A 24,815-nucleotide genomic window follows, 5' to 3' on the forward strand; every position below is an offset into this window, starting at 1 on the left:
GTCAGAGCACTTCCTTCAACGAGCCCGCAGGCTCCACCGTCAGCGAAAACAGCGCGCCATGCCCGACCTCAACGTTGAGCAGTTGCTCCCGTGGCAGCCCGCGCGCCTGTGCCAGCAACAGACGCATCACACCGCCATGGCTGATCAGCAGAATGCGCTCACCGGCACAGGTCGCGTGCAAACGCTCCAGCGCTGCCAGCACCCGTGCCGAAAAGTCTGCAACCGGCTCACCCTGAGGCGGCGTGAACGAATAGGGATCGGCCCAGAACAAACCCAGGGCCTGCGCGTCGGTTTCCATCAACGCCGCCGCGCTCTGCCCTTCCCAGGCGCCGAAATGCAACTCTTGCAGGTCTTTGTCCAGCTGCACCGGAACACCCAGTTGCACAGCGAGTTCCTCGGCAAAAAGCGCACAACGCTGCAACGGCGAACTGACCAGCCGGTCCCACGGACCTTGCCCGATCACGGCGGCGCGCATCTGCGCCCAGCCCGTGTCGGTCAACGCATCATCGATGCTGCCGCGCAAGCCGCCGCCAAGTTCGGTTTCACCGTGACGCAACAGATCCACGCGCAAGGTCATGCCGGACGATCTGCCACGGCGGCTTCGGCAAAGGTCGCCATCTGCCCGTGCAGGTCGCAAGCCAGGCGCAGCAGCGGCACAGCCAACGCCGCACCACTGCCTTCGCCAAGCCGCAGGCCGAGATCGAGCAAGGGTTGTGCATCCAGGGTTTCCAGCACATGACGATGCCCCGGCTCGGCGCCGCGATGGCCGAACAACAGCCACTGACGACACTCTGGATTCAAGCGCACCGCAACCAGCGCCGCGACGCTGCAAATGAAGCCGTCCACCAGCACCGCGACACCTTCCTGGGCACACGCAAGATAGGCACCGACCAGCGCGGCGATCTCAAAACCGCCGAGGTTGAACAGGGTCTGCAAGGCATCGCCACGCTGCGCGCCATGCAATGCCAGGGCGCGCTCGATGACCTGGGCCTTGTGGCTGACACCTTCGGCATTGAGCCCGGTGCCAGGACCGGTCAGATGCACCACCGGACAATCGAGTAGCGCACACGCCAATGCACTGGCAGCGGTGGTGTTACCGATGCCCATTTCGCCACCGATAAACAACTGCGCACCGGCGGCAATTGCCCGCTGCACGCTGTCACGACCGGCCTGCAAGGCGAGTTGCCCCTGGGCCTGGGTCATGGCCGGCCCCTGTACAAAATTCGCCGTGCCCGGGCCGACATTCAGATGACGCACGCCCGGCAGGTGTAGCGACGGCGTCACCGTGCCAAGATCCACCACCTCAAGGGAAGCGCCCAGTTGCCGCGCCAGCACGCTGATCGCCGCGCCACCGCTGACGAAGTTGAGCAGCATCTGCCCGGTGACTTCCTGGGGAAACGCCGACACGCCCTCGGCGACGACGCCATGGTCGCCAGCAAAAATCGCGATCCACACCTGCTCCAGACTCGGCTTGACCCGCCCCTGCAATCCCACCAGCTGCACCGCCACCGCTTCCAGCTGACCGAGGGAGCCGGCCGGCTTGGTCAGTTGCTGTTGCCGCGCCTTGGCCTGTTCGACCGCTTGGGTATCGACCGGCTTGCACGGGTTCAGCCACCAGGATTGAGTCATAACGCAGTTCCTTTCAGAGTCAGGGGCAGGCCGGCGACGGTCAGGACGACACGCTGACAACGCTCAGCCAGAGCTTGATGCAGCCAACCGGCTTCATCGACATAGCGGCGAGTCAATTCGCCCAGCGGCACGACACCCATTCCGGTCTCGTTGCTGACAAAAATGATTTCACCCGGCAGCGACGCCAGGCAGTCCAGCAAGGCATCACGCTCGGCGTGCAAGCGCTCGGTATCGTCGAGCATCAGCAGATTGGTCAGCCACAGGGTCAGGCAATCCACCAGCAGGCAGCGGTCGACACCGGCGGACTCACGCAGCACCCGGGCCAGTTCCACCGGTTCTTCGATCAAGGCCCATTCGGCAGGACGACGGGCGCGGTGATGGGCCACCCGCTCGCTCATTTCTCCGTCCAATGGCTGGCTGGTGGCGATGTAGGTCACGGTCAGGGCGCTTTCGATGGCGAGTTTTTCAGCCAGGCGACTCTTGCCGGAACGGGCGCCGCCGAGGATCAGTTGGAGCATGGTTACATCCTTTCAAATGGGCGGTGTGGCCACTTCAGTCTTCGCGAGCAAGCCCGCTCCCACATTAGAACGCGGTCAACTGTGGGAGCGGGCTTGCTCGCGAAGAGGCCAGAGCTTTCACCTCAAAATCCACAGAGCTGACGCAGCAGAGAAGTATCCAGATTCTTCTCCACCAGATCCGCCAGCCGCTCGATATCACGCTCGCGCAAGGCGTGGTAATCCACGGCCTGCACATCCTGCAACCCGGCCCAGCGCAGCAGTGCACTGCACGCCGCCGGCGATTCGAACAGCCCGTGCAGGTAGGTGCCGAAAATCTGCCCGTCGGCACTTTGCGCACCATCACCGCGGCCGTCATCCAGATGCACGGCGGCATGTTCCAGGGCCGGTCCGGTGGTCACGCCGGCATGAATTTCATAACCCGCCACCGGCGCATCTTCCAGCGCCAGGCGACCACGCACATTGCGCAACTGCTTCTCTTGTTCGAGCTGGGTCTGGAACGCCAGCAGCCCCAAACCGGCACTGGAACCCGGCGCACCTTCGAGGCCCAGCGGGTCATGTACCTGCTCACCGAGCATCTGCAGGCCGCCACAGATCCCCAGCAGTTTCCCGCCGTAACGCAGATGCCGGGCGATGGCGGTGTCCCAGCCGTTGGCCCGCAGGTACGCGAGGTCGCTGCGCACACTTTTCGAGCCGGGAAGGATGATCAGGTCGGCGGGCGGAATCGCCTGGCCGGGGCCGATGAATTGCAGGTCCACTTGCGGATGCAGGCGCAGCGGATCGAAATCGGTGTGATTGCTGATGCGCGGCAGCACCGGCACCACCACCTTGAGCACCTGTTCGGCTTTATCGGTCTGGCGTTGATCGATGCCGTCCTCGGCCTCCAGGTGCAGATCCATCACGTAGGGCAGCACGCCGATCACCGGTTTGCCGGTGCGCTCTTCAAGCCAGTCGAGACCGGGTTGCAGCAACGCGATATCGCCACGGAAACGATTGATGATGAAGCCTTTGACCCGCGCCTGCTCACTCGGCGACAGCAGCTCGAGGGTGCCTACCAGATGGGCAAAAACCCCGCCGCGATTGATATCGGCGATCAGCAGCACCGGGCAATCCACCGCTTCGGCGAAGCCCATGTTGGCGATGTCCCCGGCCCGCAGATTGATTTCCGCCGGCGAGCCCGCACCCTCGACCATCACCAGCGGATACGCCGCGCTCAAGCGCTCGTGGGAGGCCAGCACCGCTTGCATGGCGATGGTTTTGTAGTCGTGATAGGCGACCGCATTCATGGTCATGACAGCGCGGCCATGGATGATCACCTGGGCACCGGTGTCACTGTTGGGCTTGAGCAACACCGGGTTCATGTCGGTGTGCGGTTCAAGGTGCGCGGCCTGGGCCTGTACCGCCTGGGCACGGCCGATCTCGCCACCGTCGGCGGTCACCGCACTGTTGAGGGCCATGTTCTGTGGCTTGAACGGCACCACCCTGACGCCCTGACGCGCGACCCAGCGGCACAACGCGGTTACCAGCGTGCTTTTACCGGCATCCGATGTGGTGCCTTGCACCATCAGCGTGGTCATTAGTTTTCCTTGGCGAAATCGTCGAACGCCAGCGCCAGTCGTACCCAGGCGATTTCGTCACCGGGCAAGCCGAATCGCAGGCTGCTGTTGTGCGTGAACAACCGCAGGAGAATGCCGCGCCGGGCCATGAATTCATGCAGCTCTTCGGCGCGCTCGGTGATCAGCCACTGGAACAGCGCACAACCGCCCTGGGGCTCGAAGCCGTGCTGTTCCAGCAACGACGCAAGGCGCTCGCTGGCCTCTTCGGTGCGCACCCGTTGCCGCGTTTGTCCCTCGGTATCGCGCAGACAGGCTTGGCCCACTACCCGGGTTGCCCCACTCACGGCCCACGGCCCCACTTGTTCTGCCAGCAACTTGAGCAACTTGCGCTCGGCCAGCACAAACCCCAGGCGCACACCGGCCAGGCCGAAAAACTTGCCGAAGGAACGCAAGACGATCAATCCGACTTGATGGGCAAACGGCGCCAGACTCAGTTGCGGCGTGTTATCCATGAACGCTTCGTCCACCACCAGCCAGCCACCGCGCTGCGCCAGTCGCGTGTGCCAGTCGAGCAGCCGACTGGGGGTGAGGCTCAGGCCCGTGGGGTTATTCGGATTGACCACCACCAGCACGTCGAAACTGTCGATAAAGAAGTCGACTTCCTGCTCCAGCACTTCACGCACGATGTAGCCGTTGCGACGCCACGCTTCGGCGTGCTCGGCATAACACGGCGACAGTACGCCGACCTTGCCCGCCCGACGCAATCGCGGCAGCAGTTGAATCGCCATTTGCGAGCCGGCCACCGGCAATGCCTGCAAGGTGCCGTAGTAATCACAGGCGGCCTGCTCCAGACCATCGTCCGCCTCCGGCAAACGGGCCCAGGCCCGCAGCGGAATATCCGGCACCGGAAACGGCCAGGGCGCAAGGCCGGTGGACAGGTCCAGCCAGTCGGCTTCATCTATGCCGTATTCGAGCGCCGCCTTGCGCAGTCGCCCACCGTGCTCAAGCATAAAATTCGGCCCCCAGGCAGAGAATCAGCAGCCATAACCATACCCCGCGCTGGACCAATTGCCAGCCCCGGTCAATCGAGTCGGCATCCGCCGGCACACCTTCGCCCAACTGCGGACGCTGATGCAGTTCGCCGTGATAAATCGCCGCCCCACCCAATTCGACACCAAGGGCACCCGCCCCTGCCGCCATCACCGGGCCGGCGTTCGGGCTATCCCAGGTCGGGGCCTGGGTGCGCCAGCATTTCAATGCCAGCCGGGTTTTGCCCAGCAGCGCGTATGTCAGTGCCACCAGGCGCGCAGGAATGTAATTGAGCACATCGTCGACCTTCGCCGCCGCCCAGCCGAACCGTTCGAAGCGCTCATTGCGATAACCCCACATCGCATCCAGCGTATTGCTCAGTCGGTAGAGCACCACGCCCGGCGCGCCCGCCACGGCAAACCAGAACAACGCCGCGAACACCGCATCGCTGCCGTTTTCCAGCACCGACTCGGTAGCGGCACGGGCGACTTCGGTTTCATCCAGTTCGCTGGTCTGGCGACTGACCAGATAGCCCACCCGCGTGCGCGCCGCTTCCAGGTCATTACTGCGCAGGGCCTTGGCCACAGGCGTGACGTGCTCACCGAGGCTGCGCATGCCGAGGGCGCAATAGAGCGCGAGAATCTCGACGATCCAGCCGACATAAGGCGCCCAGGAGAATGCCGTGGCCAGCAGCGTCAGTGGCAACACGGCAATCACCCACGCGGTGACGCCATGGCTGCGCCAGCCGCGACCGCCGCCGTTGAAACGTTGCTCGATGCGCTCGGCAAAACGGCCGAACGCCACCAGCGGATGCCAGCGTTTGGGTTCACCCAGCAGCGCATCCAGCGCAACCGCGGCGACACTCAACAACGCCACACTCATTGACTCACTCCCCAATAATTTTCATACAGCAATTCATGTAGCGGACGCGCCTGCGCCCAGCCTTCGAGCACCAGCATCGGTGCCGGATAGAACTCTTTGACCGGCCCCAGGCACAGCACGGCCAACGGCTTGGCACCCGGCGGCAACCTCAACAGGTCCGCCAGTGCCTGTGGTTCGAACAGCGACACCCACCCCATGCCCAGCCCTTCGGCACGGGACGCCAGCCACAGGTTCTGGATCGCGCAGGACAACGAAGCCATGTCCATTTCCGGCAGCGTGCGGCGGCCGAAGATATGCTGCTCGCGGTCGTCCATCAGTGCGGCGACCAGCACCTCGGCGCAATCGTTGATGCCTTCCACCTTGAGCTTCATGAACTCATCGCTGCGCTCGCCAAGGGCTTCGGCGGTGCGAATGCGTTCTTCTTCTACCAGGGCCTGGATTTGCCCGCGCAAGGCGCGATCGCTGATGCGAATGAAGCGCCAGGGCTGCATCAGGCCGACACTGGGTGCCTGATGCGCGGCTTCGAGCAGGCGACGGAGCAATTCGGGCTCGACGGTGCCGCCGCTGAAGTGGCGCATGTCGCGGCGCTCGGCGATGGCGCGGTACACCGCCGCGCGCTCGGCTTCGGAGAATGCGTTGTCGCTCATGGCCGCTTCGCGAGCAAGCCCGCTCCCACATTTGAAACGCAATCCCCTGTGGGAGCAGGCTTGCTCGCGAAGGCGGCTTCAAGGTCAGGCGCAAACAGCGCGGCAATCGCCGAGGGGTTCGACGGAAAATAAAAGTGCACGTAAGAGGCAGTCATCCGCCCCTCACGGTAGACCGCCTCCGCTCCACGCCCGCCGTTAGGGCTCAAGCCACGGGCAATCGGCGCCAGTTCAGTGGTGGTCAGCGAATGGTGGTAGGTGTGCCCGCGCAGCGAGCCTTCCGGCAGTTCCACCGCTTGCAAAGCCAGCGCTGCCAGGCGCTTTTGCATGACTGCATCACCGGCCAGCAAACCAACCAGTTCGGCGCGAGTGCCTTCGACATCGGTCAGGGAGTCGAGCAGATACAGCATGCCGCCACACTCGGCGAGCAACGGTTTGCCTGCCCGGTGGTGGGCGCGGATCGCATCGAGCATCGCAGTGTTTTGCGCCAGCGCAACATGATGCAGTTCCGGGTAGCCGCCCGGCAGATACAGGCTGTCCGCCTGCGGCAACGCACGGTCGCGGATCGGCGAGAAGAATGACAACTCGGCGCCCATCGCCCGCAGCAGATCCAGGCTCGCGCCGTAGGTGAACGCAAAGGCTTCATCGCGGGCGACGGCAATGCGTACACCGGCCAGCAGTGGTTCGGCCACGATGACATCAGGGGCGGCGAATTCGACTGCCGGTGGCAGCGCGACCTCGCAACTGCTGGCCAGGGCATCGGCTGCCGCGTCGAGGCGCAGGTCGAGATCGTTCAACTCACTGGCCTGCACCAGCCCCAGGTGCCGACTCGGCAGTTCGATCCCGGTTTCCCGGGACAGCGCGCCGTACCAGCGCAAACCCTCAGTCAGGCTACCTTCGAGCAGTTGCGCATGGCGCAGCGTGCCGACACGATTGGCCAGCACGCCGGCAAACGGCAAGTCCGGCTGATAACGCGCCAGCCCCAGGGCCAATGCGCCAAAGGTCTGGGCCATGGCGGTGCCATCGATCACCCCCAGCACCGGCACACCGAAATGCCGCGCCAGATCGGCGCTCGACGGCGTACCGTCGAACAACCCCATGACGCCTTCGATCAGGATCAGGTCGGCTTCAGCGGCGGCTTCCCACAGCAACCGGCGACTCTCCTGCTCACCGACCATCCACATGTCCAGCTGATACACCGGCGCACCGCTGGCGCGCTCGAGGATCATCGGATCGAGAAAGTCGGGCCCGCACTTGAACACTCGGACCTTGCGCCCCTGATTGCGATGCAATCGGGCCAGTGCCGCGGTGACGGTGGTCTTGCCCTGGCCAGAGGCCGGCGCGGCAATCAGTACCGCCGGACAGTGCCGAGGCTGACTCACAATTCGACGCCTTTCTGCGCTTTGATCCCGGCTTGAAAGGCGTGCTTGATCACGCCCATTTCGGTGACGGTGTCAGCCATCTCGATCATCTCCGGCTTGGCGGCACGACCGGTGACCACCACGTGTTGCATCGGCGGTCGGGCCTGCAAGTCGCTGAGCACCTGATCGAGATCGAGGTAGCCGTGCTTGAGGGCGATGTTCAGCTCATCGAGCACCACCAGACCGATGGATGGATCGCGCAGCAGTTGCTGCGACACCGCCCAGGCGGCTTCGGCGGCGGCGATGTCGCGCTGGCGGTCCTGGGTTTCCCAGGTAAAGCCTTCGCCCATCACATGAAAACGCACCTGCTCGGGAAAGCGCCGGAAGAACAACTCCTCCCCCGTACTGTTGCGGCCCTTGATGAACTGCACCACGCCGCATTGCATGCCGTGCCCCATGGCGCGGGCAAGCATGCCGAAGGCCGAACTGCTCTTGCCCTTGCCGTTGCCGGTCAGCACCAGCAGCAGGCCACACTCGTTCGGGGAATTGGCGATGCGCTCGTCGATCACGGCTTTTTTGCGCTGCATGCGCGCCAGGTGGCGTTCGTCACGATCGGGGGTATCAGTCATGGGGGAGCTCTCCGTTGAGGCAGGAATAACGGCGGGCAGGCACAAGAATAGAAGGCAACAAGCCTGGCATCGCCCACCGTGATGCCGCTGGATGAATCAGGCCGGTCTCCGGGCTCATGAGTGGCCGCGGGGCCAGACCGTGCGCCTTCCCGCATCAAATCGACACAGTGGCATCACACACAGTTTTCACTCATTTACCGTTGCGGGGGCAGCGCCGGAATTGCGGGCCTTCGACCAACAGAAGGACTCACTCACCGGCTTCCCTGTTTCACTCTGTCGACCCAAGCCACAGAGCACCTGAAACAAGCCGCGAAGGTTAGAGGGTTGGGGGTGGAGCGTCAATTAAAGCCGGGAGGCCATCGACCGAATAACTGCCATCAATCAATAAACTGACGTCAATCTTGTGCCACGCTCTCAGCAGTGATATCAAAGAGCCACAACCTCACAACACAACAACAAGGGTGAGCCCATGCAAGGCATGATCATCAGCAATCCAAAGCTGGAATTCCTGCGCCCGGTGCTCGAACACTGGTTCGAATGCATCGACCGTTATAACGCCGTCCGCGGTGATGGCGACACACCGTACTGGCACGACGAAAAGGCCAATCTCGGACTACTGTCTGCCGCCGCCTGGATGGCCGAGATGGTCACACTGCAACAGACGCCCACCCGCAAGCAGACCGAAGAAGGCGAACGCAACAGCCGCGCCGACCTGCTCCTGGCCTCGCCCGAAACCCGCGCCTACATCCAGACCAGCCAGCGCTGGCCACGGGTCAACGGCCTCAATCTGACCCAGGCCCTGCTCGACATCGCCAGCGATGCCAAGCGCCTGAGCCACGCCAGCGACCTGAAACTCGGCTGCCTGTTCGTCGCCCCGCAAAAAGCCCAGCAGGGCGCCACACCGGAAGAGCTCCAGGACATGGTCGACGACCTGCAAAAGGAACACAGCTGCGCTGTCGCCTGGTATTTCCCTTATGCCTACCGCAAGTTGCGCAACGAAGCCGGCAACTATCACCCCGGCATAGCAGTGCTGTTCAAGGAGGCACGTGGCTAAGGGTTGAACCATCGGACGACAACGCGCCTCTATGATTAGAACAAGGCACTCATAGGGAAGACCGTATGCGCACGCCCCCGCTCGTTCTCGTTATCGCGTTCTGCGGAGGGCTCGCCGCTTGTGGCGGGACCGCCCGCCTGCAAGTCTCCGACGGCACCGGTCCTTCGCCTCAACTGCCAGAACCCGACAAAACCCTGATCCCGACCGTGAACATCGCCCCGGCCATCGGCTGGCCGCAGGGTGCGAAGCCCATCGCCGCCAATGGCACCCAAGTGGCCGCTTTTGCCGAAGACCTGGATCACCCGCGCTGGCTTTATGTATTGCCCAATGGCGATGTGCTGGTGGCGGAAACCAATGCCCCTCCCAAACCCGAAGACGGCAAAGGCATTCGCGGCTGGATCATGAAGAAATTCATGGGGCGTGCCGGAGCCAGGGTGCCCAGCGCCAACCGCATCACCTTGCTGCGCGACAAGGACCACGATGGGGTCGCGGAAACCCGCACGGTGTTTCTGCAAAACCTCAACTCGCCCTTCGGCATGACCCTGGTCGGCAATGACCTGTATGTAGCCGACACTGATCGCCTGCTGCGCTTTCACTATGAAAGTGGCGATACGCAGATCAAGTCAGCGCCGGCAAAAGTGGTCGACCTGCCGGGCGGCCTGCTGAATCACCACTGGACCAAAAACGTCATCGCCAGCAAGGACGGCAGCAAGCTGTACGTCACCGTGGGTTCCAACAGCAACGTTGCGGAACACGGCATGGACAAGGAAGAAGGTCGCGCGGCGATCTGGGAAGTGGATCGCGCCACCGGCCAGCAGCGGATCTTCGCGTCCGGCCTGCGCAACCCCAACGGTATGGCCTGGGAACCGCACAGTGGCGCGCTGTGGACCGCGGTCAACGAACGGGATGAAATCGGCAGCGACCTGGTACCCGACTACATCACCTCGGTGAAAGACGGCGCATTCTATGGCTGGCCGTACAGTTACTTCGGCCAGCATGTCGATATTCGCGTCGAGCCGCAAAACCCGGACCTGGTGGCCAAGGCTATCGCCCCGGACTACGCCGTCGGCCCGCACACGGCATCACTGGGCCTGACCTTCGCTGAAAACAGCAAACTGCCGCCGCCCTTCACCCAAGGGGCATTCATCGGGCAGCACGGCTCCTGGAACCGCAAGCCGCACAGCGGCTACAAAGTGATTTTCGTGCCCTTCCGCGCCGGCAAGCCGGTCGGGAATCCGGTTGATGTGCTCAGCGGGTTTCTCAATGGCAAGGAAGAAGCCATGGGCCGCCCGGTGGGCGTGGCGATCGACCGACAGGGTGACCTGTTGGTGGCCGATGATGTGGGGAACAAGGTGTGGCGGGTGTCGGCAGCAAAATAAATTCCAACTGCCAACATATTCCCCTGTGGGAGCGGGCTTGCTCGCGAAGGCGGTGTATCAGTCAACAGATGTGGCGTCTGACATTGCGCATTCGCGAGCAAGCCCGCTCCCACAGGGTTCAGGGGTCTAGCGTTTGCGACAGAGTGTGAGCCCATCACCCAACGGCAACACCGACAGATCCACCCGCGCATCGTCCTTCAACGCCCGGTTGAGCGCCTGGATCGCCCGGGTGTCCGCGCTCTCGGGACTGGTCTCGAGCACGCGCCCGCTCCATAGCGTGTTATCGAACACCGCCAGCCCGCCGACCCGCAGCAATCGCAGGGCGTGCTCCAGATAAGCCGGGTAGTTGGCCTTGTCGGCATCAATGAAAACCAGATCGAACTGGCCTGGCTGGTCCAGCTTGCCGAGGGTTTCCAGCGCAGGCGCCAGGCGCAGATCGATGCGTCCGGCCAGCCCGGCTTCCTGCCAGTAACGCAGGGCCGTGGCGTTGTAGTCACCGGGAATGTCACAGCAAATCAACGAGCCACCAGCAGGCAATGCCGCCGCCATGCACAGTGCGCTGTAACCGGTAAAGGTGCCGACTTCGAGCAAACGCCTGGCCCCCGTCAGTTTCACCAGCAAAGCAAGAAACTGCCCCTGCTCAGGCGCCACCTGCCAGCGTGCCATCGGCAGCGCCTGGGTCTCATCGCGCAAGCGCTTGAGCAGAGGCGTTTCGCGCAGGGAAACATCGAGCAGGTATTGGTACAGGGCGTCGTCGAGATTGAGCGTGCGAGCAGTCATGACCACCAGCTCCGGAGGTTACGGATTGCGCGCCAAATGTTCAGGCTGCAGAACACGCTTGGCGCTCAGGTAAGCTTTTTGCCAATACGCCTTGGACAGACTGTCGAGCTTCACGGTGCCGCCGGTGGCCGGCGCATGGACGAAACGCCCCTCTCCCACATAGATGCCAGCATGACTGACCTGGGAACCGCCATTGGTGGCAAAGAAAAGCAGGTCGCCGGTCTGCAAGCCGTCCTTGCCCACATTCGCCGCTTGCATGGAGATCATCTCGCGCGTGGTACGCGGCAAGGCAATACCGGCGACATCGCGGTACACATAAGCGATCAGGCCGCTGCAATCAAATCCGGAATCCGGCGTATTGCCGCCCCAGCGATAAGGCGTGCCCACCAGACCGAGCGCACGAAACAGCACGTCTTCCGCTTCGGGCGAAAAAGCTTGTGAGGAACCAAATACGATGGGAGCGCGAACCACCGGCGCAGGAGGCGGTGTGCGGCTGGCGCAGGCACTGAGCAGCGCTGCGAAGAACATGATTGCGAGGCGGGCCGACGTCGTCATAAGCAGAACATCCTGATCTGGCTGCGGCTTTTTCTGCGGGGAGCGCAGAAAAGAAAACCGCCTGCGTGGGACGCAGGCGGTTTGCCATCATTTGTAGATCAAGATTCTAGCGGCTACACGACAAACTTCAAGTAAGACTTTAAGTTCGCCTTACAAATCGTCCGCTTATTTGCGTGCAGTGACGATTGGCGACGTGTTAGGTGCCATTGCCAGGGCGCGCTTGGCTTCGATGAAGGTCTTGCTCCAGTAGCTGTCGCCCAGGCTATCGATGCGCACACCGCCGCTGCGGCGGCTGCTGGAGTGGATGAACTGGTTGTCACCCAGGTAGATCCCGGCGTGACTGACGCGACCACGACGACCGTTGGTTGCGAAGAACAGCAGGTCGCCCGGCTCAAGCTTGCTGCGCGAGACCAGTGGAGCGTCCACGTTGATCATTTCGCGGGTGGAGCGTGGCAGGTTCATGCCCGCTTCTTCGCGGAACAGGTAACCGATGAAACCACTGCAATCGAAGCCGGCTTCAGAAGTACCGCCGAAACGGTAGCGGGTACCGATCAGGGACATGCCACGTTCGAGGATGCTGTCGGCCAGGACCGGAAGCTGGTAGGACTTGCCGCCAGCGAAGTCTGCGAGTTCTTTTTCGGTAGCCAGCTCTTCCTGGAAGAGAGCGGAAGACTGGGCGGTAACCGAGTTTTGAACCTGCTGTTGCGGAGCTTGCTGGGCCACTGGAGTGTGGGCAGCGCAACCGAACAACAGGGTAACGAGTGCGAGAGGCACGAGGGGTGCGAAGCGATTTAGCATGGGCACGACCGTGGCTGAAAGTTGTAAAGAAGCCGAGACTATGCCCGCTATCAACCTCATTTGCAAATTCAATCGATCTTTTTGTGACTTATCCGTTTCTCGTTTACATCTAAGCGCTTAAGCCCATTTTAAACACGCACGCGGCCTGCAACCTTGCAGGAAAGCGGGATTTCTGGCGCCTGAAATATGCCGAAACAGCTAAAAGCCCCGGTTTCAGCGGGTTTACCAGCCGAGGGTTTCTTTCAAAAACGGGATTGTCAGCTTGCGCTGAGCCTGGAGGGAGGCCTGGTCGAGGCGCTCGAGCAACTCGAACAGCGCACTCATGCTGCGGGTACCGCGAGTCAGAATGAAATGCCCGACCTCATCGGTCAGATGCAGACCGCGACGGGATGCGCGCAATTGCAGGGCACGCAGTTTGTCCTCATCGGACAGCGGACGCATCTGGAAGATCAAGGCCAGGGTCAGGCGGGATTTGAGATCCGCCAGCTTCACCGGCAGCTCCCGAGGGGATGTCGACGCGGCAATCAGCAAGCGCCGACCGCTGTCGCGCAAGCGATTGAACAGATGAAACAGCGCCTCTTCCCAATCTGCTCGTCCGGCGACCACCTGCAAATCATCCAGGCAGACCAGCTCGTACTGTTCGAGGTTGTCGAGGATTTCAATGCCGCGATCGAGCAGCTCGGCCAACGGCAGATACACCGCCGGCTCGCCCAATTGCTCGAAGCGCAGGCAGGCGGCCTGCAACAGGTGCGTACGCCCTACCCCGTCCTTGCCCCAAAGGTAAATCAGGCTTTCGGTCCAGCCGGCGTCGGCTTCGCACAGCCGCTCGACATAGCCGAGTGCAGCGGCATTGGCGCCTGGGTAGTAGTTGATAAAGGTGGCGTCGTCACGCAGACGCACACCTAGGGGCAGCTGAATCGGTTTCATGCTGACTGAACAGTTCCAAAGGAACCGTTAGTGGCCTCTGTGTAAAGTTTGCGAAGTTTATACCCGTGAAGCGGACCGCACAATGCGACAGACCACAAGCAAAATCAAAGGTTTGCGTTAATGCATTGGTTTTGTGACAGATTCTTTGGCGGTGCATGTGACAGCCGGGCGACGCCAGCAGGCTGATCCGGTACGAACCCGGGCAGCCCGCCATCGGCTATCGACGGCCCTTACACCTGCGGCTCGTCGGCTCTCCCGTAGATTTCAGAATCCTTATACAAATCATGCACATGGCGCACCAGCACCATGATCACCGCGGCGACCGGCAATGCCAGCAACACGCCGGTAAAGCCAAACAGCTCACCACCGGCCAGGATCGAGAAAATCACCGCCACCGGGTGCAGACCAATCCGGTCACCGACCAGCAACGGCGTCAGCACCATACCCTCCAGCGCCTGGCCGACCATGAACACCGCGACAATGCCGAGCATTGGGTAAAGATCACCACCGAACTGGAACAGCCCCGCAAGCAGCGCCGCGCCAATGCCGATGATAAACCCCATGTACGGCACGATCGCCGCCAGACCGGCAATCAGGCCAATCAGCAGACCCAGTTCCAACCCGACCAGCATCAGGCCGGCTGCGTAGATCACACCCAAGGCCACCATCACCAGCAGCTGTCCGCGCACGAACGCTCCGAGCACTTCATGGCATTCACCCGCCAGCGACACCGCGCGCGCTTCACGATCACGGGGCAGCAGGCTGCGGACCTTGGCCATCATCAGGTCCCAATCCCGCAACAGGTAGAAGCTCACCACCGGAATCAACACCAGGTTCGCCAGCCATCCGATCAACGCCAATCCCGAGGCCGTGGCATGGCTCAGCACCACGCCGACAACATCAGTGGTCTGACTCATATGCTCGCTGATGGCGGCCTTGAGCTTGTCGAACTTCCAGAAACCGTCCGACAGGCCGAACTTCGATTGCGCCCAGGGCAACGCCGTGTGCTGCAGCCAGTCGAGCATTTGCGGGGCCAGCTCATACAAACGAAACAACTGCCTGGCGAGCAAGGGCACCAACACCAACAGCAGCGCGGTGAAGATCAATGTAAACAGGGTAAACACCGCCACGACACCCCAGGTTCTGGACAGGCCTGCCTTCTCCAGCCGATCCACCAGCGGGTCGAACAGGTAGGCCAACAGCAGCGCCACCAGGAACGGCGTCAGGATCGGATGCAACAACCAGACAAACACACACAGCAGGACCACCCCGCCGAGCCAGAACCAACGCCGCGTATCGGCCATGAACCACTCCATTGCTTCTATATAAAGAAAGAAAAACTACCAGCGAAAACGTAGCTGCGGGATCGGGGCCGGTGCGGCGGCTGGCACCGGGCTGCCGGTGGCTGGCTGAACGGGCGCGACCGGGGCCGGGGCCGTGGCCTGACCCACCGGCGCCTCCTGCAGTCTGGCCAGCGACAGTTGCGCACGCAACTGATCGACGCTGCCATTGACCCGATAAAGAATCCGGTCACCGTCGACACTGCGCACACGCCCGCCAAACGGTTCCAGCAATCGTCCGAGCGACGCGTAGCGCTCAAGATTCATGCCTTGCACTTCCAGCAATTGCTCGCTCGAAGCACCCGGCCTGGCGACAAACCGCGGCGCCAGGCGCTCGTTGACCGCCAGCATTACCGCATCGGCCACGGCGGCCTGATCGGCGCCCTGCACACTGCCGGCCTCTTTTTTATCCCCCAGCCACAATTGCCACTTGGCTTGCCATTGCCCGCCCTCTTCCCTGGCGTGTACCGCAAGCAGGGCGTCGGCATTGTAGCGTTCCGATGCCGCATGCAAAGGTGCGGGATCTGCGCCCTCCAGGTTCGGCGCGGTTGCGACGATCTGTTCGTTCAGGTCCGCCAATGGCAAGCGCAATGGCAAGCCCCGATGCTGGGCAGCCCGACGCAGCGGCGCCGCGCTGGCCTGGCCGTCGCCCACCAGGCTCGAACCCTCGGTGGAATCATTCAACCACCAGCCGAGGATCGACGGCCGATTGGCCCCCCACATGGCCAGGCCGGCGCGGCGCAAGGCCTGCTCGGTGGTACCCGGATCGAAATCGACCTTCAGGACTTCCGGGGGCCCGGCCTCAAAGCCGTATTGGCTGATGATCTGTTGCGGGTCTTTGCGAATCGCTGCCAACCCCGGACTTTGAGCGGCTTTGGGGTCGCCGGTCAGGCGCAGTACCAACGTGTCCAACGCACGCTGAGTCGCCTGGTCGCGCTCCTCGGGCGACTGGCCATTCACCGGCTCGCGCACCAGGTAAAGGCCTTTGACGGTTTCGGCTTGACTGACCAGGCTGACCACTGACAAACAACTCACAAGCAAGAATTTACAAAAACGCATGGAGGATTCCTGACGACAAGAGCGGCTGGAGCAGACCGCATGAAGACGATCGAGCAAGACTGTGACCGTTGCCCGACGCAAAACATTCACACGTTCCGGGTAAGTTTTCGCACTGTCATAACGATAGACGGTTAATGCGATACCTTATACAGCCATGCAGGATGCCACCGACACCGCGCATTAACGGTTTTTTTGAACGGATATGGCCCTGCTGTCGGCCTGAGGATGGCCGCTGCGGCTCAAGCCTGATAAAATCGCGCGCCTTCGCAGACCGGCAACAGCCGGGCACCCTGAAATTCGTGCATGGCCCTCGCCTTCGCCTGTTTCGGCGGTCCCGATGGACTCGGTCGTTACCCAGAAATCCCCCCCTAAAGGCCTGGATCATGAGCAAGCAACCCTCCCTGAGCTACAAGGACGCCGGTGTAGACATCGACGCCGGTGAAGCATTGGTCGAACGCATCAAGAGCGTCGCCAAGCGCACTGCGCGCCCGGAAGTCATGGGCGGCCTGGGCGGTTTCGGCGCCCTCTGCGAAATCCCGGCCGGCTACAAGCAGCCTGTGCTGGTTTCCGGTACTGACGGCGTCGGCACCAAGCTGCGCCTGGCACTGAATCTGAACAAGCACGACAGCATCGGCATCGACCTGGTTGCCATGTGCGTCAACGACCTGGTGGTGTGCGGTGCCGAGCCGCTGTTCTTCCTCGACTACTACGCTACCGGCAAACTGAACGTCGACACCGCTGCCCAGGTTGTGACCGGCATCGGCGCTGGCTGCGAACTGTCGGGCTGCTCGCTGGTTGGCGGCGAAACCGCTGAAATGCCGGGCATGTACGAAGGTGAAGACTACGACCTGGCCGGTTTCTGCGTCGGCGTCGTGGAAAAATCCGAAATCATCGACGGTTCCAAGGTTGCTGCCGGCGATGCCCTGCTCGCCCTGCCGTCTTCCGGCCCGCACTCCAACGGCTACTCGCTGATCCGCAAGATCATCGAAGTATCCGGCGCCGACATCGAGAACATCCAGCTCGACGGCAAGCCGCTGACCGACCTGCTGATGGCCCCGACCCGTATCTACGTGAAGCCGCTGCTCAAGCTGATCAAGGAAACCGGCGCTGTCAAAGCCATGGCCCACATCACTGGTGGCGGTCTGCTGGACAACATCCCGCGCGTTCTGCCAAAAGGCGCTCAAGCCGTGGTTGACGTGGCAAGCTGGAACCGCCCGGCAGTGTTCGACTGGCTGCAAGAGAAAGGCAACGTTGACGAGAACGAAATGCACCGCGTGCTGAACTGCGGCGTGGGCATGGTCATCTGCGTGGCTCAGGAGCACGTTGAAGCCGCCCTGAACGTTCTGCGCGAAGCGGGCGAGCAGCCTTGGGTCATCGGCCAGATCTCCACCGCTGCCGAAGGCGCAGCTCAGGTTGAACTGAAGAACCTCAAGGCTCACTGATGCCTAAGACCTGTGATGTCGTGGTGCTGTTGTCCGGCACCGGCAGTAACTTGCAGGCCCTGATCGACAGCACGCGGACCGGCGACAGCCCGGTCCGCATCGCTGCGGTGATTTCCAACCGCGCCGACGCCTACGGCCTGCAACGCGCCAGGGACGCGGGTATCGACACCCGCGCCCTGGATCACAAGGCTTTCGAAGGTCGCGAGGCCTTCGACGCCGCGCTGATCGAACTGATCGACGCCTTCAATCCCAAACTCGTGGTACTCGCCGGATTCATGCGCATTCTCAGCGCTGGTTTCGTACGCCACTATCAGGGTCGCCTGCTCAATATCCATCCCTCGCTGCTACCCAAATACAAAGGGTTACACACCCATGAGCGCGCGCTGGAGGCTGGCGACACCGAGCACGGCTGCTCCGTGCACTTCGTCACCGAGGAACTCGATGGCGGACCACTGGTCGTACAAGCTGTAATACCGGTAGAGTTACAGGATTCGCCGCAGAGTCTGGCGCAGCGGGTCCATGTTCAGGAACACCTGATCTACCCGATGGCCGTACGCTGGTTTGCCGAAGGTCGTCTGGCCCTCGGCGAGCAAGGTGCTTTACTGGATGGACAGTTACTCGCGGCCAGCGGCCACTTGATTCGAAACTAGGAGATTTTATGCGTCGCGCCCTGCTCTTCGCTTGCGCTCTGCTCGCCTTGCCCTTCGCCCAGGCGGCAGACCTTCAACCTTTCTCCGCCAGCTACACCGCCGACTGGAAACAGCTGCCCATGAGTGGCACTGCCGAGCGCAGCCTGACCAAGGAAGCCAACGGCGTCTGGAAGCTCAGCTTCAAGGCTTCGATGATGATCGCCAGCCTGTCCGAAGAAAGCACCCTGACCGTGGACAAGGACACCTTGCTGCCCCAGTCCTACCACTTCGAGCGTGGCGGCCTGGGCAAAGCCAAGAAAGCCGACCTGGATTTCGACTGGGCCGCGAAAAAGGTCACCGGCACCGATCGTGGTGACGCGGTCGATATTCCGCTGAACCGCGGCATGGTCGACAAATCCACCTATCAACTGGCGCTGCAACATGACGTGGCTGCCGGCAAAAAGAGCATGAGCTATCAGGTTGTCGATGATGGCGAAGTCGATACCTATGACTTCCGTGTGCTGGGCTCGGAAAAAGTCGACACCAAGGCTGGCCAGATCGATGCGATCAAGGTCGAGCGCGTACGCGATCCGACGCAAAGCAAGCGCATCACCGTGCTGTGGTTCGCCAAGGATTGGGACTACCTGCTGGTCCGCCTGCAACAGGTCGAAACCGACGGCAAGGAATACAACATCATGCTCCTGGACGGCACGGTCAACGGCAAGCCAGTCAAAGGCAGCTGATCCGGATCGAGACCTGTAGGAGCGAGCTTGCTCGCGATGGACTTTAACGATGACTCGCCCTGGCGGATACACGCAGTGCCAGTGAGATCATCGCGAGCAGGCTCGCTCCTACAGATTGGAACACCCGACAATCGCGATGGCTCTATACCCTCAAGGTCTTTTTTTTGATCGAATGAGTTTTCCTGTCGCCTGCGAGGTTTGCCATGACTGTTACCGTCAATACCGTTTCTGCCGAAGGTTTGCGCCACAGCATCCAGATCGATGACCACGAACTCTTCGCCGACGCGCCCGCCACGGCTGGCGGAGAGGGCTCGGCGCCGGAGCCGCACGATTATTTCGATGCTGCGCTGGGTGCCTGCAAAGCCCTGACCCTGAAGCTGTATGCCAGGAAGAAAGACATCCCGCTGACCGGTGTCGGCGTCGAGGTCAAGCGCGACAACAGCCTGGAACAGAAAGGCCAGTACGCGCTGCACGTCAAACTGACCCTCAAGGGCGTACTCACCGACGCCCAGCGCGATGAACTGCACCGCGTGGCCGATCGCTGCCCGATCCACAAGCTGATGACCACGTCTGAAGTCAGCATCGAAACGCATTTGTCCGAAGGCGCGTTCAGCCAATAGCGGCAAGGGTTGCCCAAGCGGGTTATGCTCGAACGCATTACCCGCTCAGCCTGGAACGCACCATGAACACTCCGCTCGTGATCCGCCCCCGCACCGAAGATGTCGAAGGCCAGCCGATTCTCCGCCCGCTGCCATCGGCCAAGTGCCGCAGCGTCGGGCCATTCGTGTTTTTCGACCACATGCTGGAAACCCGTTATCCACCGGGCAAAGGCATGAACATCCGACAGCATCCACACATTGGCCTGTCCACCCTCACCTACTTGTTCCAGGGGCAGATCCAGCACAAGGACAGCCTTGGTTCCGATCAAGTGGTCGGGACTGGCGACGTCAGCTGGATGACGGCCGGCAGCGCCATCGCCCACGTCGAACGCACGCCCGAGGCCCTGAAGGAAAGCGGCTTCACGATGCACGGCTTGCAGATCTGGCTGGCTTCACCCAAGGATAAAGAACAAGGTCCGGGGCATTACAGCCACCATCCAGCGTCCACATTGCCGGTCAGCGAAAACCTGGGGGTGAAGATTCGCATGATTGCCGGGTCAGGCTTTTGCCTGGAATCGCCAGTGCCAGTGCTTTCTCCTACGCTGTACGCGGAACTGCACCTGCAAACGGCGACGACATTGCTGATTCCCACCGAGCATGAAGAACGTGCGCTGTATGTGTTGAGTGGCGAAGTGCAACTCGATGGCGAGCCAATAGAGCCGTACTCGCTGGTGGTACTGCCTGCGGGGGAAGAGATGACACTGTTTGCCGAAAGCGACAGTCACGCCGTGTTGTTCGGCGGTGCTCCGCTGGACGGGCCACGGCGGATCAACTGGAATTTTGTCGCGAGCGATCCGGCGGCGATTGATGAAGCGCGCCGGCGTTGGGCGGCCGGGGATTGGCCGACGGTGCCTGGGGAAGTTGAGCGGATCGAACTGCCCTGAGATTTTAGTTACCTGTGGAACCGCCTTCGCGAGCAAGCCCGCTCCCACATTGGAACGCGGTTAAATGTGGGAGCGGGCTTGCTCGCGAAGAGGCCGGTTCAGGCTCTGACAAAGTCGGTGTCAGGCAACAGATCAGCCCTTGAACACTTCATCCAGCAGATTGTGCATCGACGTGAACGCCCGGGCGGCCACCTTGGCGTCATACATCATCATGCCCGGCACATTGGCGTGCGGGTCGGTGAACGAGTGGAACGCACCGCCGTAGCTCAGCAACTGCCAGTCCACACCCGCCGCGTTCATTTCGTCTTCGAACGCCGGCAACTGCTCCTTCGGCACCAATGGATCGGATGCGCCATGCAGCACCAGGACCTTACCCTTGATGTTTTTCGCATCAGCCGGATTCGGTGTGTCCAGCGTGCCGTGGAACGACACCGCGACCTTCACCGGCGCGCCGGTACGGGCAAACTCCAGGGCGCAGCAACCGCCGAAGCAGAAACCGAAAGTGGCCAGTTTCGAAGTATCGACAGCCACTTCACCCTGGCTTTGCAGCTGTTCGAACGCCACCTGCATGCGCTTGCGCAGCAATGGGCGATCATTCTTCAACGGCATCATGGCCGCGCCGGCCTCGTCATTGTTCGTCGGTCGAACCGATTGGCCGTAAAGGTCTGCAATCAACACCACATAACCCTTGGCAGCCACCGACTTGGCGATCTCCTCGGCACCGGCGCTGACGCCCATCCAGTTCGGCGCCATCAATAAACCCGGGCGCGGGCCTTTATGGTCGGCATCGAAGGCCAGACGGCTTTCGTAAGCCTGGCCGTCAATCTGATAGGCAACGGAACGTACAGTGATTTGGCTCATTTCTGACTCCTGATGTTTTAGCACCGAAATGAAAAAACCCGCCGAAGCGGGTTTTTCTACAACACCGTCAGGCCGATAGCTCGACCAACAGCTTGTTCAGACGACGCACATAGGCCGCCGGGTCTTTCAAGCTGTCGCCGGCCGCCAGGGCCGCCTGATCGAAGAGGATGTGCGACAGGTCGCCGAAGCGCTCGTCGCTCTGCTCGTTGTCGAGCTTCTCGATCAGCGGGTGAGCCGGGTTGAATTCGAAGATCGGCTTCGAATCCGGAACCTTCTGACCGCTGGCTTCCAGGATCTGGCGCATCTGCAAGCCCAGGTCCTGCTCGCCGATGGCCAGGATTGCCGGGGAGTCGGTCAGGCGATGGGAAACCCGCACTTCAGCAACGGACTCGCCCAATGCGGTTTTCAGCCGCTCAACCAGACCTTCTTTGGCCTTGGCGACTTCTTCCGCGGCCTTCTTGTCCTCTTCCGAGTCCAGGTTGCCCAGGTCCAGGTCACCGCGCGCTACGTCGACAAAGCTCTTGCCGTCGAAGTCGCTGAGGTAGCTCATCAGCCACTCGTCGATACGGTCGGTCAGCAGCAGCACTTCGATGCCTTTCTTGCGGAAGACTTCCAGGTGCGGGCTGTTCTTGACCTGTGCGTAGGTTTCGCCGGTCAGGTAGTAGATCTTGTCCTGACCTTCCTTGGCGCGCGCCAGGTACTCGGCCAGGCCGACAACCTGCTCGCCATCATCGCCGTGGGTCGATGCGAAACGCAGCAGGCCGGCGATTTTCTCCTTGTTGGCGAAATCTTCTGCCGGGCCCTCTTTCATGACCTGACCGAAGTTTTTCCAGAAGCCCTTGTATTGCTCAGGCTCGTTCTTTGCCAGTTTTTCCAGCATGTCCAGGACGCGCTTGGTCAGCGCCGACTTCATCGAGTCGATGATCGGATCTTTCTGCAGGATTTCCCGCGACACGTTCAGCGACAGGTCGTTGGAATCGACCACGCCCTTGATGAAGCGCAGGTACAGCGGCAGGAAGGACTCGGCCTGATCCATGACGAACACGCGCTGCACGTACAGCTTCAGGCCTTTCGGCGCCTCACGCTGGTACAGGTCGAACGGCGCACGGGTCGGCACGTACAGCAATGAGCTGTATTCGAGCTTGCCTTCGACCTTGTTGTGGCTCCAGCTCAGCGGATTTTCGAAATCGTGAGCGATGTGCTTGTAGAACTCCTGGTATTCCTCGTCCTTGATCTCGGTACGCGGACGGGTCCACAGGGCGCTGGCGCGGTTGACGGTTTCCCACTCAACGGCCGGCTGCTCTTCACCTTCGGCAGCGGCCACTTCTTTCGGCAGCTCGATCGGCAAAGCGATGTGGTCGGAGTACTTCTTGATGATGTTGCGCAGACGCCAGCCATCGGCGAACTCGTCTTCACCGGACTTCAGGTGCAGGACGATGCGAGTGCCGCGCTCGGCCTTGTCGACGGTTGCGACTTCGAAATCGCCTTCGCCTTTGGACGACCAATGCACGCCTTCGCTGGCCGGGCTGCCGGCGCGACGGCTGAACACATCGACTTTGTCGGCGACGATGAAGGCGGAGTAGAAACCGACACCGAACTGGCCGATCAGGTGCGAGTCTTTCTTCTGGTCGCCGGTCAGGTGCTTCATGAAATCGGCGGTGCCGGACTTGGCGATGGTACCCAGGTGGGTGATCGCGTCTTCGCGGCTCATGCCAATACCGTTGTCTTCGAGGGTGACGGTTTTAGCGTCCTTGTCGAAGCTCACACGGATTTTCAGTTCGGCACCACCTTCCAGCAGCTCTGGCTTGGCCAGGGCTTCGAAACGTAACTTGTCGACAGCGTCAGAGGCGTTCGAGATCAATTCGCGAAGGAAAATTTCCTTGTTGGAATACAGCGAATGGATCATGAGATGCAGCAGCTGCTTCACCTCGGTCTGGAAGCCCAGGGTTTCCTTTTGAGTTTCCACACTCATGGTCATCAAACTCCAATCAGATGGCATAAGCCGCGACCTTGAGGATCGACGGCGGGTTGTCCTCAGAGTTTGGGGCTGAGTTCAGGATTTCAAGGGCTCTTCGAGTTTGAAATGTGCACGAGCCGTGGCAATGGGCTCGGCTTCGGTGCTTTGCCAGGCGGTAATCGCCACATTGGCGACCCGGCGACCCTGACGCCAAACCTGGCATCGGGCCCAGGTATCGCGAAACTGCCCGGCTCGCAGGTAATCCAGGGAGAAGTCGATGATCTTCGGCACCCCGGGCGTTCCGGTAAACACCAACAGGTGCAGCGCCGCGGCCAATTCCATGAAACCGGCGATCACACCGCCATGAATCGCCGGCAACAAGGGGTTACCGATGTTGTCCTGGTTCGCTGGCAGCTTGAACAGCAACTCATCTCCCACCCGGGAACATTCGACGCCGATCAGCCGGGCATAGGGAATCAAATCCAGCAACGAGGCGTAATCGCCCTGCTCATGGGCCTTTTGCAATTGCTCTTTCAGCGACTCGCTCATTGCGCACCTCCGGCAACCGCACCACCAAAGCCCTTGGTGCCTTTGATGTTCTTGCCCATGCGCATGAAAGTGCCCATCACATGGGCAATGGGTTGCCCGGGGTCATCCTGATAGGCGAAGCCACGGGCAAAAATCACGTCGGTGGTGACCCGATAGCACTGGGCAAAGCCGTAGACATCCTTATGTGGTTCGGCGGCGTGCATGTAGTCGATGCGCAGGTCCAGGGTCGGGCAGACTTCGAATTCCGGGAGCACGCAAAGGGTCGCCATGCCACAGGCGGTGTCCATCAGCGAAGTCAGCGCTCCGCCATGAATCACGCCGGTTTCGGGATTGCCGACGATCTGCGGGCTGTACGGCAGCACAATCGTCAGCCCTTCGTTGCTGGCGCTGTGAACGCTTAGTCCAAGTACCTGGCAATGTCGCAGCGCTGACAGAAAGCGCTTCGCACGCTCAAAAACGGGGTTTTCAGTCATTTGATAAAAACTCTTGTTTATGTCTGTACAGTGCAGTGGCGGTCCGGGTAAAAGTTCCGCACTAGAACAAACTTATATATCTGAAAAAATTAAGGAACTTAACCCTGATGCGTGAGTTCTTAATGCCAGTAGATGCTTTTCATCAGGAGAAACACCCCATGCGTAAGACTTTAGCTATTGCCTTGATGTTGACCGCTTCCCTCGGTCTCGCGGCCTGCGATAAAAAATCCGAGGACAAAGCTCAAGATGCTGCCAAACATGCTGAGCAAGCTCAGCAAGACATGAGCAAAGCTCAGGATAAAGTGAACGACGCGGCGAAAGAAAACGCCGAAGCCGCCAAAGATCAGGCTGAATCGAACGCAGAAGCGGTAAAAGAGGCTGCTCCAGCCGCTCCGACTGCTCCAGCTGCCCCGGAAGCGCCTAAGAACTAATACGGTTTTTAGCGTGACAAAAGAAAACCCGCCAAGTGCGGGTTTTCTTT

Annotated in this window: 27 protein-coding genes and 1 riboswitch; of the genes, 8 read left to right on the forward strand and 19 right to left on the reverse strand. The window is 61.3% G+C overall.

What is annotated here, in order from left to right; all coding sequences use genetic code 11:
• Nucleotide 1: 1 nt before the first annotated feature.
• From cobC to cobO, 9 genes are all read right to left on the reverse strand, one after another.
• Nucleotides 2–577: an alpha-ribazole phosphatase family protein gene (cobC, locus tag KGB29_RS05075; protein WP_154909982.1), complete on the reverse strand. Its 576-nt coding sequence runs from the start codon at nucleotides 575–577 to the stop codon at nucleotides 2–4.
• Entirely contained in the window at nucleotides 574–1,629 is a 1,056-nt protein-coding gene (gene cobT / locus KGB29_RS05080) for a nicotinate-nucleotide--dimethylbenzimidazole phosphoribosyltransferase (RefSeq protein ID WP_154909981.1), read from the reverse strand. The genes cobC and cobT overlap by 4 nt, the downstream gene beginning before the upstream one ends.
• Nucleotides 1,626–2,147: a bifunctional adenosylcobinamide kinase/adenosylcobinamide-phosphate guanylyltransferase gene (gene cobU / locus KGB29_RS05085; protein ID WP_154909980.1), complete on the reverse strand. Its 522-nt coding sequence runs from the start codon at nucleotides 2,145–2,147 to the stop codon at nucleotides 1,626–1,628. The genes cobT and cobU overlap by 4 nt, the downstream gene beginning before the upstream one ends.
• A 122-nt stretch (nucleotides 2,148–2,269) precedes the next feature.
• Nucleotides 2,270–3,721, reverse strand: a complete 1,452-nt coding sequence (locus KGB29_RS05090) for a cobyric acid synthase (RefSeq protein WP_154909979.1) — start codon at nucleotides 3,719–3,721, stop codon at nucleotides 2,270–2,272.
• Complete coding sequence (gene cobD / locus KGB29_RS05095) at nucleotides 3,721–4,710, reverse strand: threonine-phosphate decarboxylase CobD (protein WP_154909978.1); 990 nt, start codon at nucleotides 4,708–4,710, stop codon at nucleotides 3,721–3,723. Before cobD ends, KGB29_RS05090 begins: the two co-directional genes overlap by 1 nt.
• A complete protein-coding gene (gene cbiB, locus KGB29_RS05100; protein ID WP_154909977.1) occupies nucleotides 4,703–5,611 on the reverse strand; it encodes an adenosylcobinamide-phosphate synthase CbiB in 909 nt (302 codons plus the stop codon). Before cbiB ends, cobD begins: the two co-directional genes overlap by 8 nt.
• Nucleotides 5,608–6,258, reverse strand: coding sequence for a 5,6-dimethylbenzimidazole synthase (gene bluB, locus KGB29_RS05105; RefSeq protein WP_090453914.1), 651 nt, complete (start codon nucleotides 6,256–6,258; stop codon nucleotides 5,608–5,610). The genes cbiB and bluB overlap by 4 nt, the downstream gene beginning before the upstream one ends.
• The gene (locus KGB29_RS05110; RefSeq protein WP_154860736.1) at nucleotides 6,255–7,637 is read right to left on the reverse strand and encodes a cobyrinate a,c-diamide synthase; all 1,383 of its coding nucleotides are present in this window, start codon (nucleotides 7,635–7,637) and stop codon (nucleotides 6,255–6,257) included. Before KGB29_RS05110 ends, bluB begins: the two co-directional genes overlap by 4 nt.
• A complete protein-coding gene (gene cobO, locus KGB29_RS05115; protein ID WP_057715808.1) occupies nucleotides 7,634–8,245 on the reverse strand; it encodes a cob(I)yrinic acid a,c-diamide adenosyltransferase in 612 nt (203 codons plus the stop codon). The genes KGB29_RS05110 and cobO overlap by 4 nt, the downstream gene beginning before the upstream one ends.
• Before the next feature lie 81 nt (nucleotides 8,246–8,326).
• Nucleotides 8,327–8,561: riboswitch (cobalamin riboswitch) on the reverse strand.
• 153 nt (nucleotides 8,562–8,714) lie between these two features.
• Between cobO and KGB29_RS05120 the strand changes: the two genes are divergently transcribed.
• Nucleotides 8,715–9,299, forward strand: a complete 585-nt coding sequence (locus tag KGB29_RS05120; RefSeq protein WP_154909976.1) for a hypothetical protein — start codon at nucleotides 8,715–8,717, stop codon at nucleotides 9,297–9,299.
• A 65-nt stretch (nucleotides 9,300–9,364) separates the two neighbouring features.
• The gene (locus tag KGB29_RS05125) at nucleotides 9,365–10,678 is read left to right on the forward strand and encodes a PQQ-dependent sugar dehydrogenase (RefSeq protein ID WP_154909975.1); all 1,314 of its coding nucleotides are present in this window, start codon (nucleotides 9,365–9,367) and stop codon (nucleotides 10,676–10,678) included.
• A 126-nt stretch (nucleotides 10,679–10,804) separates the two neighbouring features.
• Here KGB29_RS05125 and KGB29_RS05130 read toward each other — a convergent pair whose 3' ends face one another.
• The 6 genes from KGB29_RS05130 to KGB29_RS05155 form a co-directional block, all read right to left on the reverse strand.
• Nucleotides 10,805–11,458 carry an O-methyltransferase gene (locus tag KGB29_RS05130; protein WP_154909974.1) on the reverse strand — a complete coding sequence of 218 codons (654 nt, stop codon included), beginning with the start codon at nucleotides 11,456–11,458 and terminating at the stop codon, nucleotides 10,805–10,807.
• An 18-nt stretch (nucleotides 11,459–11,476) separates the two neighbouring features.
• Nucleotides 11,477–12,013, reverse strand: a complete 537-nt coding sequence (locus tag KGB29_RS05135) for a C40 family peptidase (RefSeq protein WP_057715812.1) — start codon at nucleotides 12,011–12,013, stop codon at nucleotides 11,477–11,479.
• 165 nt (nucleotides 12,014–12,178) lie between these two features.
• A complete protein-coding gene (locus tag KGB29_RS05140; protein WP_154909973.1) occupies nucleotides 12,179–12,811 on the reverse strand; it encodes a C40 family peptidase in 633 nt (210 codons plus the stop codon).
• Between the two features lie 222 nt (nucleotides 12,812–13,033).
• The gene (gene hda, locus KGB29_RS05145) at nucleotides 13,034–13,738 is read right to left on the reverse strand and encodes a DnaA regulatory inactivator Hda (RefSeq protein WP_007984552.1); all 705 of its coding nucleotides are present in this window, start codon (nucleotides 13,736–13,738) and stop codon (nucleotides 13,034–13,036) included.
• A gap of 230 nt (nucleotides 13,739–13,968) precedes the next feature.
• Entirely contained in the window at nucleotides 13,969–15,042 is a 1,074-nt protein-coding gene (locus KGB29_RS05150; RefSeq protein WP_154909972.1) for an AI-2E family transporter, read from the reverse strand.
• A 36-nt stretch (nucleotides 15,043–15,078) separates the two neighbouring features.
• A complete protein-coding gene (locus KGB29_RS05155) occupies nucleotides 15,079–16,137 on the reverse strand; it encodes a DUF2066 domain-containing protein (RefSeq protein WP_154860740.1) in 1,059 nt (352 codons plus the stop codon).
• A 383-nt stretch (nucleotides 16,138–16,520) separates the two neighbouring features.
• On the opposite strand from KGB29_RS05155, the gene purM reads away from it, so the two are divergent.
• The 5 genes from purM to KGB29_RS05180 all read left to right on the forward strand — a co-directional run bounded on the left by purM (nucleotide 16,521) and on the right by KGB29_RS05180 (nucleotide 20,494).
• Nucleotides 16,521–17,579, forward strand: coding sequence for a phosphoribosylformylglycinamidine cyclo-ligase (gene purM, locus KGB29_RS05160; protein WP_090457782.1), 1,059 nt, complete (start codon nucleotides 16,521–16,523; stop codon nucleotides 17,577–17,579).
• Nucleotides 17,579–18,229 carry a phosphoribosylglycinamide formyltransferase gene (gene purN, locus KGB29_RS05165; protein WP_102671757.1) on the forward strand — a complete coding sequence of 217 codons (651 nt, stop codon included), beginning with the start codon at nucleotides 17,579–17,581 and terminating at the stop codon, nucleotides 18,227–18,229. The genes purM and purN overlap by 1 nt, the downstream gene beginning before the upstream one ends.
• Nucleotides 18,230–18,237: 8 nt before the next feature.
• A complete protein-coding gene (locus KGB29_RS05170; RefSeq protein ID WP_057715817.1) occupies nucleotides 18,238–18,951 on the forward strand; it encodes a DUF3108 domain-containing protein in 714 nt (237 codons plus the stop codon).
• A 203-nt stretch (nucleotides 18,952–19,154) separates the two neighbouring features.
• Nucleotides 19,155–19,571, forward strand: coding sequence for an OsmC family protein (locus KGB29_RS05175; RefSeq protein WP_154909971.1), 417 nt, complete (start codon nucleotides 19,155–19,157; stop codon nucleotides 19,569–19,571).
• A 62-nt stretch (nucleotides 19,572–19,633) separates the two neighbouring features.
• Entirely contained in the window at nucleotides 19,634–20,494 is an 861-nt protein-coding gene (locus tag KGB29_RS05180; protein ID WP_057715819.1) for a pirin family protein, read from the forward strand.
• Nucleotides 20,495–20,626: 132 nt separating this feature from the next.
• Here the strand turns inward: KGB29_RS05180 and KGB29_RS05185 are convergent, their stop codons facing one another.
• From KGB29_RS05185 to KGB29_RS05200, 4 genes are all read right to left on the reverse strand, one after another.
• The gene (locus tag KGB29_RS05185; RefSeq protein ID WP_150814884.1) at nucleotides 20,627–21,355 is read right to left on the reverse strand and encodes a dienelactone hydrolase family protein; all 729 of its coding nucleotides are present in this window, start codon (nucleotides 21,353–21,355) and stop codon (nucleotides 20,627–20,629) included.
• 67 nt (nucleotides 21,356–21,422) lie between these two features.
• Nucleotides 21,423–23,327: a molecular chaperone HtpG gene (gene htpG / locus KGB29_RS05190; RefSeq protein ID WP_057716650.1), complete on the reverse strand. Its 1,905-nt coding sequence runs from the start codon at nucleotides 23,325–23,327 to the stop codon at nucleotides 21,423–21,425.
• An 81-nt stretch (nucleotides 23,328–23,408) separates the two neighbouring features.
• Entirely contained in the window at nucleotides 23,409–23,861 is a 453-nt protein-coding gene (locus tag KGB29_RS05195) for a PaaI family thioesterase (protein WP_090453899.1), read from the reverse strand.
• A complete protein-coding gene (locus KGB29_RS05200) occupies nucleotides 23,858–24,334 on the reverse strand; it encodes a PaaI family thioesterase (protein ID WP_057715822.1) in 477 nt (158 codons plus the stop codon). Before KGB29_RS05200 ends, KGB29_RS05195 begins: the two co-directional genes overlap by 4 nt.
• Before the next feature lie 158 nt (nucleotides 24,335–24,492).
• Between KGB29_RS05200 and KGB29_RS05205 the strand changes: the two genes are divergently transcribed.
• Nucleotides 24,493–24,765, forward strand: a complete 273-nt coding sequence (locus KGB29_RS05205; RefSeq protein ID WP_150814887.1) for a hypothetical protein — start codon at nucleotides 24,493–24,495, stop codon at nucleotides 24,763–24,765.
• Nucleotides 24,766–24,815: the final 50 nt, after the last annotated feature.

Source organism: Pseudomonas sp. BF-B-30 (genome assembly GCF_019956305.1).
GTDB lineage: Bacteria > Pseudomonadota > Gammaproteobacteria > Pseudomonadales > Pseudomonadaceae > Aquipseudomonas > Aquipseudomonas jessenii.

Coding starts and splice junctions, on each gene's coding strand:
- cobC (WP_154909982.1), bottom strand. CDS start 577: ATGACCTTGCGCGTGGATCTGTTGCGTCACGGTGAAACCGAACTTGGC.
- cobT (WP_154909981.1), bottom strand. CDS start 1,629: ATGACTCAATCCTGGTGGCTGAACCCGTGCAAGCCGGTCGATACCCAA.
- cobU (WP_154909980.1), bottom strand. CDS start 2,147: ATGCTCCAACTGATCCTCGGCGGCGCCCGTTCCGGCAAGAGTCGCCTG.
- KGB29_RS05090 (WP_154909979.1), bottom strand. CDS start 3,721: ATGACCACGCTGATGGTGCAAGGCACCACATCGGATGCCGGTAAAAGC.
- cobD (WP_154909978.1), bottom strand. CDS start 4,710: ATGCTTGAGCACGGTGGGCGACTGCGCAAGGCGGCGCTCGAATACGGC.
- cbiB (WP_154909977.1), bottom strand. CDS start 5,611: ATGAGTGTGGCGTTGTTGAGTGTCGCCGCGGTTGCGCTGGATGCGCTG.
- bluB (WP_090453914.1), bottom strand. CDS start 6,258: ATGAGCGACAACGCATTCTCCGAAGCCGAGCGCGCGGCGGTGTACCGC.
- cobO (WP_057715808.1), bottom strand. CDS start 8,245: ATGACTGATACCCCCGATCGTGACGAACGCCACCTGGCGCGCATGCAG.
- KGB29_RS05120 (WP_154909976.1), top strand. CDS start 8,715: ATGCAAGGCATGATCATCAGCAATCCAAAGCTGGAATTCCTGCGCCCG.
- KGB29_RS05125 (WP_154909975.1), top strand. CDS start 9,365: ATGCGCACGCCCCCGCTCGTTCTCGTTATCGCGTTCTGCGGAGGGCTC.
- KGB29_RS05130 (WP_154909974.1), bottom strand. CDS start 11,458: ATGACTGCTCGCACGCTCAATCTCGACGACGCCCTGTACCAATACCTG.
- KGB29_RS05135 (WP_057715812.1), bottom strand. CDS start 12,013: ATGACGACGTCGGCCCGCCTCGCAATCATGTTCTTCGCAGCGCTGCTC.
- KGB29_RS05140 (WP_154909973.1), bottom strand. CDS start 12,811: ATGCTAAATCGCTTCGCACCCCTCGTGCCTCTCGCACTCGTTACCCTG.
- hda (WP_007984552.1), bottom strand. CDS start 13,738: ATGAAACCGATTCAGCTGCCCCTAGGTGTGCGTCTGCGTGACGACGCC.
- KGB29_RS05150 (WP_154909972.1), bottom strand. CDS start 15,042: ATGGCCGATACGCGGCGTTGGTTCTGGCTCGGCGGGGTGGTCCTGCTG.
- KGB29_RS05155 (WP_154860740.1), bottom strand. CDS start 16,137: ATGCGTTTTTGTAAATTCTTGCTTGTGAGTTGTTTGTCAGTGGTCAGC.
- purM (WP_090457782.1), top strand. CDS start 16,521: ATGAGCAAGCAACCCTCCCTGAGCTACAAGGACGCCGGTGTAGACATC.
- purN (WP_102671757.1), top strand. CDS start 17,579: ATGCCTAAGACCTGTGATGTCGTGGTGCTGTTGTCCGGCACCGGCAGT.
- KGB29_RS05170 (WP_057715817.1), top strand. CDS start 18,238: ATGCGTCGCGCCCTGCTCTTCGCTTGCGCTCTGCTCGCCTTGCCCTTC.
- KGB29_RS05175 (WP_154909971.1), top strand. CDS start 19,155: ATGACTGTTACCGTCAATACCGTTTCTGCCGAAGGTTTGCGCCACAGC.
- KGB29_RS05180 (WP_057715819.1), top strand. CDS start 19,634: ATGAACACTCCGCTCGTGATCCGCCCCCGCACCGAAGATGTCGAAGGC.
- KGB29_RS05185 (WP_150814884.1), bottom strand. CDS start 21,355: ATGAGCCAAATCACTGTACGTTCCGTTGCCTATCAGATTGACGGCCAG.
- htpG (WP_057716650.1), bottom strand. CDS start 23,327: ATGAGTGTGGAAACTCAAAAGGAAACCCTGGGCTTCCAGACCGAGGTG.
- KGB29_RS05195 (WP_090453899.1), bottom strand. CDS start 23,861: ATGAGCGAGTCGCTGAAAGAGCAATTGCAAAAGGCCCATGAGCAGGGC.
- KGB29_RS05200 (WP_057715822.1), bottom strand. CDS start 24,334: ATGACTGAAAACCCCGTTTTTGAGCGTGCGAAGCGCTTTCTGTCAGCG.
- KGB29_RS05205 (WP_150814887.1), top strand. CDS start 24,493: ATGCGTAAGACTTTAGCTATTGCCTTGATGTTGACCGCTTCCCTCGGT.